Genomic DNA, 14883 nt, shown 5'->3' with positions numbered 1-14883 from the left:
GGGAGAGAGGTGATGAGGGAGGGGGGAAGAGCCGTCGCTTGCGCTCCTCCAGTTTTTAAGAGCCCTCCCGGCGGGGTTCTTTTTTGGCTGAGCCGCCCCAAAAAAGAACCAAATACCATGCTGGCCTTACCTGAGGTAGTCTGAGTTTGAACGACAACTTAGAACCGCAGGAGGCACAGCATGGCAAAGTATTCAGTATCACGAATCAGCGATTTTCTGGAAGCGTTTGAAGGCCGGGAGATTCACGTCGGCGTGGACGTTCACAAACTCAGTTATCATGTGGCGGTGCGTCGCGAGGATGGGGCTTGTGAGACATGGGTAGCGCCTGCCAAGCCATATGATTTGGTCCTGGCGTTGCTCGAATTGGGGCAGCCAATAGCACAGGTCACTTATGAATCCGGCCCAACGGGTTTTGGGCTATGTCGGGCCATGGAAGAGGCTGGCATAGATTGCTGCGTGGTTGCCCCGAGCAAGGTTCCCCGTGCTGTGGTTGCGGGGTCAAAGACAGATCGGTTGGACTGTATCAAACTGGCCGACTATGCCGCCAAGGGCATGCTTAAGGGGATCGCCGTGCCTACTCCTGCCGAGGAAGGAGAGCGCAGCCTGATTCGCCGCAGGTCGCAGATTGTCGACAACATCCGCCGCGCCAAGTTACGGATCAAGTCGTTGCTGCTTTACGTCGGCGCGGAGGAGCCGCCAGGGCTATCGCAGTGGTCCGGGCAAGCCGTTGGGAGACTGTCGACTCTTCAAATCGAGCCTGCCGCCAAGTTGACGCTGGACAGCCTGTTGCGCGAGTTGTCTTGGCAGAAGGTGGAGCTAAAAGAGATCGAGGCGACTCTGTCCATGATCATGGTAAAACGGCATGAAGAGGCTATGAAGCGGCTGCGGACGGTCCCCGGCGTCGGCCCGACGGTCGCCACCACGTTTTTGCTGGAGGTCTTTCGTCCGGAGCGTTTTCAGTGTCATGAACAGGTCGTGTCGTATCTCGGTCTTGCGCCGACGGTTCGCCAAAGTGGTGAGCGATCATCACGCGGCCGACTTGTTCCTGTCGGACAAAAACGATTGCGAAGCCTCCTGGTCGAATCCGCTTGGATATGGCAGGCAAAAGTTCCTAAAATCAAAGAACGTTACAACCAGCTTGTCGCAAAAACAGGAGTGCCGCAAAAAGCCATTGCAGCCATAGCTCGCCTCCTGGCAATCGTTTTATGGCGTTTGAGTCTTTCGGGCCGTTGTTATCAAAGTTCATAACCTGAATCACCAATCTGCGCGGGCGTTTTTCGGCTGTTTAGACAGCGTGAACCAAATGGCGCAATAATGATTTTGTACCGAACGAATGGTACTTGGTGCCAGAGAGCACGAATAGGAAAAGGCTATACACAGATTCCCTTGACGGTGGGCCACATAGGAAAAAAAGCTCGGCTTTCTAGCTTGGCCGCCGCACTCCACGGCCAAGAAGCTGATCCAATCGGCTCCGCTCCCCGAATCAAGTCGCCGAAGCGGCTCCGTGATTCGAAGAGCCGCTCCGCCCGATTGGTCAGCTTCTAACCCTTAGGAGGCTTAATGGCTGGGGGGGTGGTAAAAAAACAAAAATATGTGTAATGGGAATGTGTTGTTGTGATCGTCTGCTATCCAGTGCTGCACGTTCATTCTCAGAAAAGAACCATTGTTATCTAGCTTTTTGGGGTAAGAAAGCATAAATGGCAAATTGTATATCCTATAGACGAGAGCCAGTGAGGAGTGCGTGGGTAATCCTAAGAAGCTAGAGATGGATCAGCATACGAGGCAGAAGGTTGCTATTTTTGATGCCTATTTGAAGAGATATCTGAAGATAGTATCAAAGGGAGGATATTCGCGTGTAAGCATATATGACCCTTGCGCGGGTAAGGGAATATATGGTGATTGTGTAGGGAGCGCGTTGACTGCCTGTAATAATATTCGTGCTCATTTACCTTATGCCCCCTCAGTGGGGTTTCATTTGTATCTAAATGAGCCAGATGATGATAACCGTAAAGAGTTGTCAAAGGTTTGTTCGTATGAATTTGTTGAGTGCATCGATAATCAAAAGGCAGAGTCATTTATTGAAAAGTATTGCAGCGCTGGACATTCTGGGCACAAACTCTGGTTCATCGATCCATATGGATATACGCAAGTCGGTAGAAGCAGCGTTTCAAAAATAATGGAGCAAGCAAGTTCCGAAGTTCTTTTGTTTATACCACTAACATTTATATATAGGTTTTTAAACGGAAATTTGGATCATGACGCTAAACTTAAGCCTGTTGCAAAATTTCTCAATGACTATTCGATAGCGCAAAAAGAGGCTAGGTTATGTTCAACCCCTATTGCCTTTGCAGATTTAATATCAAGAAAGATGCAAGAGCTATATAACTACTCATGGCATGCGACGATGGTAGAGGGGCCACTTCATTACTCACTTGTTTTTATTAGCCGACACCACTATGGTTTAGAAAAATTTCTTGAAGCAAGAGACAAAATTTTAAAAGATCAATGTAGTTCTCAACTTTCTTTGATCCCCATGGGAGAAGAAAAAGAGTTGTTAGCCATATTGCCGGATAGGGGGGTGGACAACTGTGAGATGTACATGCTTGGCCTTAAAAATGGTTTCACGCCATCCGGAGTTCGAGCCTGCCTTGAAAAATTGGAAAGCAGGGAGCTGATTCATATCAAGAAGAATGATGGCGTGAAGCGTGGTAAAGGGATTTTTTTTCTTGGAAAAAAATACTATAAAAACAATGACCGAAGAATAGTTATCTCTGCATCAATAAATCAGGGGTCTTTATTTTGATGGGAGTGTAATGCCTAGTAAAATCGAGTGGACTGAAGAGACTTGGAATCCTTCTGTTGGATGCACCAAAATTAGCCCTGGGTGTATCAATTGCTATGCCGAAGTGATGGCAAAAAGATTACAGTCAATGAAAATGGTAGACTATGCAAAAGGATTCAAATTCACAATTCTTCCACATAGGCTTTCGCAACCAGTCTTGATAAAGCGGCCAACCATTTTTTTTGTCAATTCAATGAGCGACCTTTTTCATGAAGAAATGCCTGGTTCATTTATTGATGAGGTACTCAACACGATCTGCAAAACGCCTCAGCATAGATACCAAATATTGACAAAACGTTCTGATCGAATGCTCAACTATTTTGCAAGTAGAGTTATTCCTGAAAATGTAATGCTGGGTGTAACCGTAGAAAATGTTGATCATGGTATTCCACGCATTGATGATCTACGTCAGTTGTCAGCTGCTAAAGTTCGTTTTTTATCGATTGAACCACTTTTGGAGGATTTGGGGTTTATCAATTTGGAAGGAATAAACTGGGTTATTGTCGGAGGAGAAAGTGGCCCGAGGGCACGGCAAATGGAATCTCGATGGGTTGTTAATATTAGAAATCAATGTGTTGCCCAAAATATTCCTTTTTATTTCAAACAATGGGGTACTTGGGGGGCAGATAGCGTGAAGCGGTCAAAGAAAAAAAATGGGCGGCTTCTGGAGGGAAAGGAGTGGATAGAAATGCCCAGATATTGATAGTTGAGTTTGCAGTGAATGATTTCTGTTGAATGCTTCGTCTGTCAGTCTGTCCTCGTTTCTTTCTCCCCTCCCATCTCTCCTAACGCCCCAACCCCAGCCATTAAGCCTCCTAAGGCCTAGAAGCTGACAAATCGCAGGCTGCGGTGACCTTCCCCCCGTTTGGTATCCCAGCTATAAGTTTGTGACTCCGGCAAAGGAGATCACGAAGATGAGAAAGAGCAGGTTCACGGAAGAGCAGATCATCGGGCTTTTAAAGCAGGCGGAGGCTGGACGTCCTGTGGCAGAACTGTGCCGCCAGATCGGCATCACGGACACGACGTTCTACAAGTGGCGCAGCAAATTCGCGGGCCTTGAGGTATCCGAGGCCCGACGGTTGCGGCAGCTTGAGGAAGAGAATCGGCGCCTCAAGGGCCTTGTGGCCGATCAGGCGCTTGACATACAGGTGCTCAAAGAGGTGCTGGGCCGAAAATGACTGAGCCCGCCCTTCGCCGTCATGCCGCACGCCAGATTATTGAGGTGTACGGCTACTCCGAGCGGCGGGCTTGTCAATTGACCGACCTCAATCGCAGGACGTTGCGGCGCGTCCCTTCGCCAGATCGCGATAAGGATCTTCGCATGCGATTACGCGAGCTAGCCGAGGAGCGTAGGCGGTTCGGATGCCCCCGACTCTATCTGCTGCTGCGCCGCGAGGGTCTGGTGGTGAACCACAAGCGCGTTGAGCGGCTGTACAGGGAAGAGGCACTGTCGTTGCGCTTGCGGCCAAAGCGCAAGCGCCAGAGCCACCTGCGGGTGGTCCAACCCGCGCCCACAGGCCCAAATGAGCAGTGGGCCATGGACTTCGTGAGTGACAGCCTGGACAATGGCCGCAGAATCAAGGTGCTGACGATCATTGACCTGTGGGACCGCCGCTGCCCCAAGCTCGAAGCGGACTCATCGATTCCGGGCGAGGGCGTGGTCCGGGTGCTGGAGCAATTGCGCCAGCGCGGCGAATACCCGAAGCATCTGCGTTCTGACAATGGGCCAGAGTTCACGGGTAGGGCCCTGGATCAGTGGGCGACCAGCGTGGGGGTGCAGTTGGAATTCATCCGGCCTGGCAGGCCGATGGAGAATGGGCATGTGGAGAGCTTCAACGGCAAATTCCGTGAGGAGTGCCTGAACGCCCATGCGTTCCAGTCACTCGCAGAGGCTAGGGACATCCTCGAGGCGTGGAGGCAGGACTACAACACAGCCCGACCACACAGCGCACTTGGCGGATTGGCCCCAGAGGAATACGGAAGAACCATGAATGAAGAAAACCGGACCAGCCAGAACCCAAACTTACGGGTGGTATACTCGGCGGGGTAAGGTCACGGCGGCCAAGCTAGAAAGCCGCGCTTTTTTCCTATGTGGCCCACCGTCAAGGGAATCTGTGTATAGCCTTTTCCTATTCGTGCTCTCTGGCACCAAGTACCATTCGTTCGGTACAAAATCATTATTGCGCCATTTGGTTCACGCTGTCTAAACAGCCGAAAAACGCCCGCGCAGATTGGTGATTCAGGTTATGAACTTTGATAACAACGGCCCGAAAGACTCAAACGCCATAAAACGATTGCCAGGAGGCGAGCTATGGCTGCAATGGCTTTTTGCGGCACTCCTGTTTTGCGACAAGCTGGTTGTAACGTTCTTTGATTTTAGGAACTTTTGCCTGCCATATCCAAGCGGATTCGACCAGGAGGCTTCGCAATCGTTTTTGTCCGACAGGAACAAGTCGGCCGCGTGATGATCGCTCACCACTTTGGCGAACCGTCGGCGCAAGACCGAGATACGACACGACCTGTTCATGACACTGAAAACGCTCCGGACGAAAGACCTCCAGCAAAAACGTGGTGGCGACCGTCGGGCCGACGCCGGGGACCGTCCGCAGCCGCTTCATAGCCTCTTCATGCCGTTTTACCATGATCATGGACAGAGTCGCCTCGATCTCTTTTAGCTCCACCTTCTGCCAAGACAACTCGCGCAACAGGCTGTCCAGCGTCAACTTGGCGGCAGGCTCGATTTGAAGAGTCGACAGTCTCCCAACGGCTTGCCCGGACCACTGCGATAGCCCTGGCGGCTCCTCCGCGCCGACGTAAAGCAGCAACGACTTGATCCGTAACTTGGCGCGGCGGATGTTGTCGACAATCTGCGACCTGCGGCGAATCAGGCTGCGCTCTCCTTCCTCGGCAGGAGTAGGCACGGCGATCCCCTTAAGCATGCCCTTGGCGGCATAGTCGGCCAGTTTGATACAGTCCAACCGATCTGTCTTTGACCCCGCAACCACAGCACGGGGAACCTTGCTCGGGGCAACCACGCAGCAATCTATGCCAGCCTCTTCCATGGCCCGACATAGCCCAAAACCCGTTGGGCCGGATTCATAAGTGACCTGTGCTATTGGCTGCCCCAATTCGAGCAACGCCAGGACCAAATCATATGGCTTGGCAGGCGCTACCCATGTCTCACAAGCCCCATCCTCGCGACGCACCGCCACATGATAACTGAGTTTGTGAACGTCCACGCCGACGTGAATCTCCCGGCCTTCAAACGCTTCCAGAAAATCGCTGATTCGTGATACTGAATACTTTGCCATGCTGTGCCTCCTGCGGTTCTAAGTTGTCGTTCAAACTCAGACTACCTCAGGTAAGGCCAGCATAGTATTTGGTTCTTTTTTGGGGCGGCTCAGCCAAAAAAGAACCCCGCCGGGAGGGCATTATAAAAACTGGAGGAGCGAAAGCGACGGCTCTCCTCTTCTCATTTTCTACTCCGTCATCACTTATAGGAAGTGATGTTGCGCTTGTTGCCTCATGAGATGTCACCCTAGACACCCCCTGTCTCTTGGAGGATACGTTGATGGCCGTCGGAAATAACACTGGAATTAATTATACGATTACGTACGAGGATTTGGATGACTAGGAAAAGTTTGGTAGTTGTTTGGGTTGCAGCGGTTTTGTTAGTTTGTTTCGATAAATCAATTGCATGTGAAGTTGATGTGCCTTGCGAGAGTGTGCGGGAAATAGTCGTCTTAAAAGGGACAAAACACTTGTCAGGGGGCGTTGAAGAAGTCGTCTACGTGGCATGTGTGTATTTGGAGGCTATTCATACAAGGTTAAAGGAGGTTTTAGAAGATTGCCCTGATCAAATGATTTCAATTGTGGGTAATAACTTTAAAACGAAAGTTCCACGTATTGATATCTCCACCGATGGGTCGTGGTTTAGCATTATTCGTTCTACCCCTGAGGAGGCCTTGGAAGAGGGGATGAATCTGTGTCCGGGAAAAGTGAGATCATTTCTTTCGGATGCAGAGAGTGGATAACCTCCCATAGCACAAAATCGCCGTTTTTCGCCAAAAAAGGTAAAGCCCCAACCCCACCCAGCCATTAAGCCTCCTAAGGCCTAGAAGCTGACAAATCGCAGGCTGCGGCTCTTCGAATCACGGAGCCGCTTCGGCGACTTGATTCGGGAGCAGCGCGATTTGATCAGATTCTTGGCCGTGGAGTGCGGCGGCCAAGCTGGCAAGGCCCTTTTCTTTGGTTACTTTCTTTTGGGCCAGCAAAAGAAAGTAACCCCGCCGGTGACCGAAGGGAATCCAGCGTCGCACGAAGTGCGTCTGCCCGAAGGGCAGAGAGACGCGAAGCGGCTCAAGCAGGGGAGGGCTCTTAAAGCCTGGAGGAGCGCCAGCGACGGCTCCCCTCTTACTCCTTCATCCCGCACCCTGCACACTTCTCACACCCTTTGGGCGGGCAGCCTGCCGAGACAACCGCCTCCTTGGCTCGTTGCCATTCCTTCCACAGATGCTCGCGGGACACGCCGATATCGATGACCTCCCAGGGGAAGGGCTCATGCTCGTCGCGTTCGCGGTCGATGATGGCGGACTGGTCGCCGGGCCAGAGCTTGAGGGCTTTTTTCCAGCCGCCGTGGTCAGCGGCCAGGAGGATGAACTCGGCCAGCTCCTCGCCGCCCCGGGCGAGCATGCCCTGCAGCCGTGCCTGAAAGGGGGCGTCGTGATGCAGAGTCACGCCCTTGTAGGGCTTGACCATGGCGGTGAGCTGCTTCATGCGCGCCTCAAGGGCACTCTCCGAGGCCATGGGCGCCCATTGGAAGGGGGTGAAGGGCTTGGGCACCAGGGAACTGACGCCGATGGTGATGCGCATGAACTGCTTCTTGCGGCCGCCCGGCTCCTCGGAGCGGATGCGGATGATCCCGGCCAGGAACTCGCGCAGCTCGTCGTAGTCGGCATCGGTCTCGCCGGGCCAGCCCGCGATGAGGTAGAGCTTGAGGTGGTTGACCCCGTAGCGGGCGCACAAGCGGACGGCATTGAGAAAATCCTCGGGCTTGAGCTTCTTGCTCATCATGCGCCGCAGCCGCTCGCTCGCGCCCTCCAGGGCCAGGGTCACGGTGCGGATGCCGCGCTCGCGCAGGTAGACGAGCAGCTCTTCGGTGATGCCGTCGGCGCGCATGGACGAGAGGGAAAATTTCTTTTTTTGGCCGTGCAGCCATTTGAGGAAGGGGAGCAGGTCGGGCCAGTCGGTCAGGGCCGTGCCCACCAGCCCCACCTTGGGCGGGTCGGCCAGGGTGACGATGCGCTTGAGCTCGTCGAGGTCGGCATGGCGGGGCGGGCGGTAGATGAACCCGGCGGCGCAGAACCGGCAGCCGTAGGGGCAGCCCCGGTTGACCTCCAGGAGCAGGGTGTCGCGGAAGGCGGCCTGGCCGCTGATGAAGCAGGAAAAGGCGGGATCGGGCAGGGTCGTGCCCGAGCGGCCCGTGACCACGCGCCGGACCGGGGTTTTGGTGCGACCCGGCACATAGATGGCGGGGTCGTCCTTGATCGCGTCGAGGATGGCGGCCTTGTCCGCGCCGTCAAAGAAGAGGCGGCGCAGCTTGAGGAAAAAGGGAATGAAATGGTCGTCGGCCTCGCCCACCCAGAAGAGATCGACAAAGGGCGCGATGGGCGCGGGGTTGAGAAAGGCGGGCGGCCCCCCGGCCATGACCAGGGGAAGGCGCGGGCGTTCCGCCGACAGTGGCGGAACGCCCGCTGCCCGGAGCATTCGAGGGAGGCTGAGGAAGTCCTCCTCGAATATGACGCTCCAGGCTATTACAGGGAATGAGGATAGTGGGCTCCGTGATTCGCGCGTTATGGGTTCGTGGCCGTCGGTGAGGCCGAGCTTGTCCGGGAAGACACGTTCAACAGCCAGGCCCGGCTCTTCGGCCAGCATCCTGTAGACGGCCTGCCAGCCCAGGGTCGATATGGCCGCGCTCTCGCCGCCAGGGACGGCGATGGCTACGGGCAGTCGTCCGCCGAGGTCGGGAGCCGCTGGCTCGGACACGCCGTGATACAGGACTCGCTTGCCGATGATGGCACCCATTTCGCGCTTGGGATCGCTAACAGCGGCCCGGCATCCGCGCCGCAGGGGAGGTGCCGCGCGCGCCGCAGAGGACGCGCGGGGCCACTGCCCGCCGCTTGAGACGGATGCTTGAACCGCAGACGATCATGGTGTTGTCTCTCTTGTGTTTCTGGTTGCGCCTAGTCCACGTTCTTGCGGATGAAGGCGGGCACGTCGAGGTTGTCCTCCTCGAAGATGAACTCCTCTTCGCCGGGACCGGCCACGGCGCGCTGGCTGACGCGGCGCTGGGGCATCTCTGGGGCGTTCAGCTCGCCGCCGGATTTGCGCAGATAGGCCGGGATGTTGCGATCCTGGGCAATGACCTTCTGGTGGCCGGCACGGCGGGCCGGGGTCTTGTCCACACCGCGGGGTCCGAGGAGCAGGAGCTTCTGCTGCTCGGCCTTGCTTATGGAGGGTACCGGCTCTTCCATGGCGTTCTGGATGCCGGTGGCGATGACCGTGATGCGCATCTCGTCGCCCGCGTCCGGGTCAAAGACCGTGCCGAAGAAAATCTCGGCGTCGTCGTGGGCTTCTTTGTAGATGATGTCCGCTGCCTCGGAGACCTCGTCGATGAGCATGTCCGGGCCGCAGGTGATGTTGATGAGCACGCCTTTGGCACCCTCGATGGACACGTCTTCCAGCAGCGGGCTGGTGATGGCCTTCATGGCCGCTTCCTTGGCCCGGCCCTCGCCCCTGGCGATGCCGGTGCCCATCAGGGCCATGCCCGAGCACGACATGGCGGCCTTGACGTCCGCAAAGTCGAGGTTGATCAGGCCGTGGACCGTGATCAGGTCGGCGATGCCCTTGACCGCGTAGTAGAGCACCTCGTCGGCCTTCTTGAGCATGTCGGAGAAGGACGCCTTCTTGGCGGCCAGCTGGAGCAGGCGGTCGTTGGGGATGGTGATGATGGAGTCCACCACGTCGGCCAGGGCGCGGGTGCCTGCCTCGGCCTGTTCCAGGCGGCGCTTGCCCTCGAAGTAGAAGGGCTTGGTGACCACGCCCACGGTCAGCGCGCCCAGCTCCTTGGCAATCTCGGCCACCACGGGCGCGGAGCCGGTGCCGGTGCCGCCGCCCATGCCCGCGGTGATGAAGACCATGTCCGAGCCCTCAAGCGCGGCGCGGATCTGGTCCACGGACTCCATGGCCGCGCTGCGCCCGATCTCCGGGTTTGCGCCTGCGCCAAGGCCCTTGGTCAGCTTTTCGCCGATCTGGATCTTGTGCTCGGCCAGGGATTTCTGGATGTCCTGGCTGTCGGTGTTGGCCACGATGAATTTGACGCCCTTGAGCGCCGAAAGGATCATGTTGTTAACCGCGTTGCCTCCGCCGCCGCCGCACCCCACGACCTTGATCTTGGCGTTGGTGTCATGTTCGATTTCAAAGTATTCCATGTGTCTTCCTCCTCAAATCCTCTTCCCTGTTAGAAGTTCCCTGTAATTCCTCAAAAGTCCTAGGCGATGTCGGTGAACCACTTCTTCATGCGCGAGACGATGCGGTCGAAACCGGAATCGTCGCGGATCTTGAAGGGGCGCACCTTGTTGTGCAGGCCCTGCTCTTCTGCCCCGTGGAGCAGCAGGCCTACGGCGGTGGCATATTTCGGGCTCCTGACTTCCTCTGTCAGTCCTCCGATGCCCTCCCCGGGCACGCCGATGCGCACCGGCAGATCGAAAATCTGCTCGGCCAGCTCCTGCATGCCGTCTATGAGGCAGGTGCCGCCCGTGAGGACGACGCCCGCCGCGATCATGTTCTTGAATCCGGATTTGATCAGTTCCTGGTCCACCAGGGCCAATATCTCCTCGCAGCGCGGCTCGCATATCTCGGCCAGCACCCGCTTGCTCATGCGGCGCGACTCGCGGCCACCCACGCTGGGCACCTCGATGATCTCGTCGCTGGTGACCATGTCGGCCATGGCGCAGCCGAAATCTATCTTGATCTTCTCGGCGCTCATCATGGGCGTGCGCAGCCCGTAGGCGATATCGTTGGTCAGGTTGTGCCCGCCCAGGGCCAGGACCGAGGTGTGCTTGATGGAGTCCTTGGAGAAGATGGCGATGTCCGTGGTGCCGCCGCCCAGGTCCACCAGGGCCACGCCGATCTCGCGCTCCTCGGGCGAGAGCACGGCCTTGCTCGATGCCAGCGACTCCAGGACGATGTTGGAGACATCGAGCCCGGAGCGGTTGCAGGAGCGGATGATGTTCTGGGCCGAGGTGACCGCGCCGGTGACGATATGGACCTTGACCTCCAGGCGCACCCCGGCCATGCCTAGCGGATCGGCGATGCCGCGCTGGTCGTCCACGATGAATTCCTGTGGCAGGGTGTGCAGCACCTCGCGGTCCATGGGGATGGCGATGGCCTTGGCCGCCTCGATGACGCGGTCCACGTCGCGCTGGGTGACCTCGCCGCCCTTGACCGCGATGACGCCGTGGGAGTTGAAGCCCTGGATGTGGCTGCCCGCGATGCCCGCGTATACGGTGCGGATGTCGCAGCCCGCCATGAGCTCGGCGTCCTCAAGGGATTTTTTGATGCATTGGACCGTCTTTTCGATATTGACCACCACGCCGCGGCGCAAGCCCGTGGACGGGGACGTGCCGATGCCGATGATGTCCACGCCGTTTTCGGTCGCCTCGCCCACCACGGTGCATATTTTCGTGGTGCCCACGTCCAGGCCCACTATGAGATCGTTCTTGGCCATGTTCTGTCTCCTCCGCAGTTTTCCGGGGCGTTGTCGTGCCCGGCTCTCCGCCGAATTTGGTTCGGTGTTCCCTGTGATATCCTGTGCGTCCTAACTGTTTTCCGGACGCTTCTTGACCCATATCTTGTCGCCGCTGGCCGCGATGATGGCCGCGTCCTTGAACTCGCCCCGGCGCATCAGGTCGCGCCAGACCACCTTGAGCCGCTCCAGCTGGACCTCCCATCGGTCCATGGACAGCTGGACGGTCAGCCCTTGGCCTCCCCCGTGGCCGTCGAGGTAAATCTCCACGTCATGCGCGCTGGTCAGCCGCATCCAGGCGGTCTGGGCCTGGGTAAAGGGCGTCTGGCGGTCTTCCATTTTCTTGAGCAGGCCGGTCAGGACCGCGCCGCCGTCGTCGATGCCGTCGGCCACCGAGAGCACGGGCAGGGAGTCGGACTCGCCCGGATGCATGGGCGCGATGACCCGGCCCTGGGCATCGGCAAAATAGAGGCCATCGCCCTGGCGCAGCCAGAAGGAGGGCACTTTCTCGACCACGGTGATGCGCAGCCGGTTGGGGAATTCGCGCCTGACCATGGCCGACTGGACCCAGGGATTCTCGGACACCCGGCTCTCCACCAGGGAGACGTTCATCTCGAAACTGTTGAGGCCCAGACCGACCTCGGCGGCCTTGAGGATGTCGCCGCGCGAGATGCGGGTGTTGCCCGTAACCTGGATCTCCTTGAGCCCGAAATAGGGATGCGAGGTGATCACGCGGTAGCCGTAGAGCAGCCCCACGCCAAGCACCGCCACCAGCGACAGGGTCAAGAGTGTCATGACCAGACGCACCACCAGCCTCCCCGCGCCCGAAAAGACCGAGCCTGAAGCGCGGGCGTGGGACAGGGAGCGGGTCGGGAGCGGCTTGCGCTTGTGCAGGGAGTTGTTCCGCTTGCCTCCGAGATTGAGGCGGCCCTGGTTGTTCATGGTCAGGGTGCTCACAGGATGATGACCTCCGTTTCGAGGGTGACGCCAAAGGCGGTCCGGACCGACTCGCGGCCCAGTTCGATCAGTTCCAGGGCCTGGGCGCTGGTTCCTCCGCCGAGGTTAATCAGGAAATTCGCGTGGATGTCAGAAAAAGCCATGCCGCCTCGGCTGACGCCCTTCAGGCCCGCTTCGTCGAGCAGCCGTCCGGCGCTCTCGCCCTCGGGATTCTTGAAGACGCAGCCCGCGCTCCGGGCCGTGACCGGCTGGGTGGCCCGCTTCTTGTCGTAGATCCCTTGCATGGCCTTGCGCACGGCGCGCGGGGTGGACTCAGTCAGGCCGATCTCCACCTCCCAGACCAGTCGCCCGGCCGGGCGTGCCGGGGAGGAGAAATGGCGGTAGCTGAAGGCGCAGTCCGCCGCGTCCACCCAGTCCAGGCCGCCGGCGGGCGACCACAAGCGCACGCGGGTGACCAGATCGCCAAACTCGACGCCGTAGGAGCCAGCGTTCATGGCCACGGCCCCGCCTACGGAGCCGGGGATGCCGGTCAGCCCCTCAAGGCCGGACAGCCCGGCCTTTTGCGCCCAGCCGAGCAGGCCGGGCAGCCCTTGGGCCGCGCAGCAGCGCACCATCAGCCTGTCGTTTGCCCGCTCCACGCGCAGGGGGCCGGGGGCCGCGCCCACGCGGATCAGGGCGAGATCGAGCTGCCCCTCGCGGGCCAGCAGGTTGCTGCCCCGACCGATGACAAACGGGCGCAGGGTCTGCGTGGCCAGGAAGCCGCCCAGGTCGTCGAGGTCGCGCTCGTCGCGTACCACGGCCTCGACCTCGGCGGAGCCGCCGAGCCGCAAGGTGGTTCGCTGCGCCAGCGACGGGTTGGGGATCAGTTCCAGGGCCATGCGGCTACGCCTCGTTCTCAGTGTTTTCTGTGTCCTGGTTGAGCCAGTTCTCGCCGATGCGCCAGATGGAGCCTGCGCCTTGGGTCATGAACAGGTCGCCGGGCCGCAGCGTGTCCGCGAGCCGTGCTTCGAGCGACTCGAAATCCGGGAAGAACTGGACCTTGGTATCGCTCACCTGCTTGATGCCCTGGGCCAGGGACAGGCCGCTGACGCCGGGTATGGGCGATTCGCTGGCCGGGTATATCTCGGTCAGCAGGAGCAGGTCGGCATCGGTGAACGCCTTGCAGAATTCGCCGAACAGGGCCTGGGTCCGGGTGAAGCGGTGGGGCTGGAAGGCGACCACCAGCCGCCGGTCCGGGTAGCACGCCCTGGCCGTGCGCAGGTTGGCGATGATCTCCGCCGGGTGGTGGCCGTAGTCGTCCACCACCAGCACGCCCTTGCGCTCGCCCTTGCGCTCGAAGCGGCGGCCCACCCCGCCGAAATTGGCCAGTCCGTTGACGATGTCCTCCTTGTCCAGCCCGGCCTCGAGGGCCACGCCGATGCAGGCCAGGGCGTTCTGGACATTGTGGATGCCGGGCTGGGCCACAGTCACCTCGCCCCATGGCTGGCCGTCGAGAAAGACCCTGAAGAGGCTGCGCAGGTGGGAGGTGATGATTTCGCCGCGCAGCCGGTTCTTGGGCCCCAGTCCATAGGTCAGGCAGGGGCGCTTGATGGTGGGCAAAAGGCGCTGCACGCCCTCGTCGTCGCCGCAGACCACGTTCATGCCGTAGAAGGGGATTGAGTTCATGAACCGGGTGAAGGCGTCGTCGATGGCGTCCTGGTCGGCGTAGAAATCCATGTGGTCCTTGTCCACGTTGGTGACCACGCTGATGATGGGCGAGAGCAGGAGGAACGAGCCGTCCGACTCGTCGGCCTCGGCGATCAGATAGTCGCCGCCGCCCAGGCGCGCATTGGCGCCGTATGTGTTCAGCTTGCCGCCGATGATCACGGTGGGGTCGAGCCCGGCCTCGGTAAAGATGGTGGCCAACAGCGAGGTGGTGGTGGTCTTGCCGTGGGTGCCCGCGATGGCCACGCCGGTGCGCAGCCGCATCAGCTCGGCCAGCATCTCGGCGCGGGGGATGATGGGAATGCCGCGTCCGCGCGCCGCCACCAGCTCCGGGTTCTTGTCCGGGATGGCCGTGGACTTGATGAGCACGTCGGCCTCGCCCAGGTTGGCCGCCCCGTGGCCGATGAAGACCGTGGCCCCGAGTTTCTCCAGCCTGCGCACTGCGGCGGACGCGCTCAGGTCCGAGCCGGTGACCGAAAAGCCCATGTTGATGAGCACCTCGGCGATGCCGTTCATGCCTGACCCGCCGATGCCCACCATGTGGATTTTGTTGACCCTGGCCCGCATGGCCGGG

At 58.8% G+C, this 14883-nt stretch carries 12 protein-coding genes; 5 read left to right on the top strand and 7 right to left on the bottom strand.

The annotated features are described in order from the left end of the window. The first annotated feature begins 180 nt into the window (after positions 1-180). The 4 genes from DAES_RS14000 (at position 181) to DAES_RS13990 (ending at position 4892) form a co-directional block, all read left to right on the top strand. On the top strand, positions 181-1248 hold the full coding sequence (locus DAES_RS14000) for an IS110 family RNA-guided transposase (protein WP_013513773.1): 1068 nt from the start codon (positions 181-183) through the stop codon (positions 1246-1248). A gap of 493 nt (positions 1249-1741) precedes the next feature. Continuing rightward, a complete protein-coding gene (gene tcmP / locus DAES_RS17435) occupies positions 1742-2803 on the top strand; it encodes a three-Cys-motif partner protein TcmP (RefSeq protein WP_013515691.1) in 1062 nt (353 codons plus the stop codon). Positions 2804-2813: 10 nt separating this feature from the next. Then, positions 2814-3545, top strand: a complete 732-nt coding sequence (locus tag DAES_RS17430) for a phage Gp37/Gp68 family protein (protein WP_013515690.1) — start codon at positions 2814-2816, stop codon at positions 3543-3545. A gap of 211 nt (positions 3546-3756) precedes the next feature. Next, a protein-coding gene (locus tag DAES_RS13990) for an IS3 family transposase (protein ID WP_157864856.1) occupies positions 3757-4892 on the top strand; the annotation gives its coding sequence in 2 pieces (ribosomal slippage) (positions 3757-4012 and positions 4012-4892; 1137 coding nt in all). Positions 4893-5151: 259 nt separating this feature from the next. On the opposite strand, the gene DAES_RS13985 is transcribed toward DAES_RS13990, so the two are convergent. Further along, a complete protein-coding gene (locus DAES_RS13985) occupies positions 5152-6153 on the bottom strand; it encodes an IS110 family RNA-guided transposase (RefSeq protein WP_013515689.1) in 1002 nt (333 codons plus the stop codon). Between the two features lie 315 nt (positions 6154-6468). Between DAES_RS13985 and DAES_RS17685 the strand changes: the two genes are divergently transcribed. Beyond that, complete coding sequence (locus tag DAES_RS17685; protein ID WP_157864869.1) at positions 6469-6876, top strand: hypothetical protein; 408 nt, start codon at positions 6469-6471, stop codon at positions 6874-6876. Positions 6877-7255: 379 nt separating this feature from the next. On the opposite strand, the gene DAES_RS13980 is transcribed toward DAES_RS17685, so the two are convergent. The 6 genes from DAES_RS13980 to murC all read right to left on the bottom strand — a co-directional run bounded on the left by DAES_RS13980 (position 7256) and on the right by murC (position 14876). Then, positions 7256-8926 (bottom strand): radical SAM protein, encoded by a 1671-nt coding sequence (locus DAES_RS13980; RefSeq protein ID WP_013515688.1) that lies wholly within the window; start codon positions 8924-8926, stop codon positions 7256-7258. Between the two features lie 158 nt (positions 8927-9084). After that, positions 9085-10332, bottom strand: a complete 1248-nt coding sequence (gene ftsZ / locus DAES_RS13975; protein WP_013515687.1) for a cell division protein FtsZ — start codon at positions 10330-10332, stop codon at positions 9085-9087. A 59-nt stretch (positions 10333-10391) separates the two neighbouring features. Next, positions 10392-11630, bottom strand: coding sequence for a cell division protein FtsA (gene ftsA, locus DAES_RS13970; RefSeq protein ID WP_013515686.1), 1239 nt, complete (start codon positions 11628-11630; stop codon positions 10392-10394). A gap of 90 nt (positions 11631-11720) precedes the next feature. Next, on the bottom strand, positions 11721-12605 hold the full coding sequence (locus DAES_RS13965; protein ID WP_013515685.1) for a cell division protein FtsQ/DivIB: 885 nt from the start codon (positions 12603-12605) through the stop codon (positions 11721-11723). After that, positions 12602-13483, bottom strand: coding sequence for a UDP-N-acetylmuramate dehydrogenase (gene murB, locus DAES_RS13960; protein ID WP_013515684.1), 882 nt, complete (start codon positions 13481-13483; stop codon positions 12602-12604). Before murB ends, DAES_RS13965 begins: the two co-directional genes overlap by 4 nt. Positions 13484-13487: 4 nt before the next feature. Next, complete coding sequence (gene murC, locus DAES_RS13955) at positions 13488-14876, bottom strand: UDP-N-acetylmuramate--L-alanine ligase (protein WP_041271830.1); 1389 nt, start codon at positions 14874-14876, stop codon at positions 13488-13490. Between the last annotated feature and the right edge of the window lie 7 nt (positions 14877-14883).

It is taken from the genome of Pseudodesulfovibrio aespoeensis Aspo-2, assembly GCF_000176915.2.
Classification (GTDB): Bacteria; Desulfobacterota; Desulfovibrionia; order Desulfovibrionales; family Desulfovibrionaceae; genus Pseudodesulfovibrio; species Pseudodesulfovibrio aespoeensis.
This window is presented reverse-complemented; position numbering and strand designations above follow the sequence as displayed.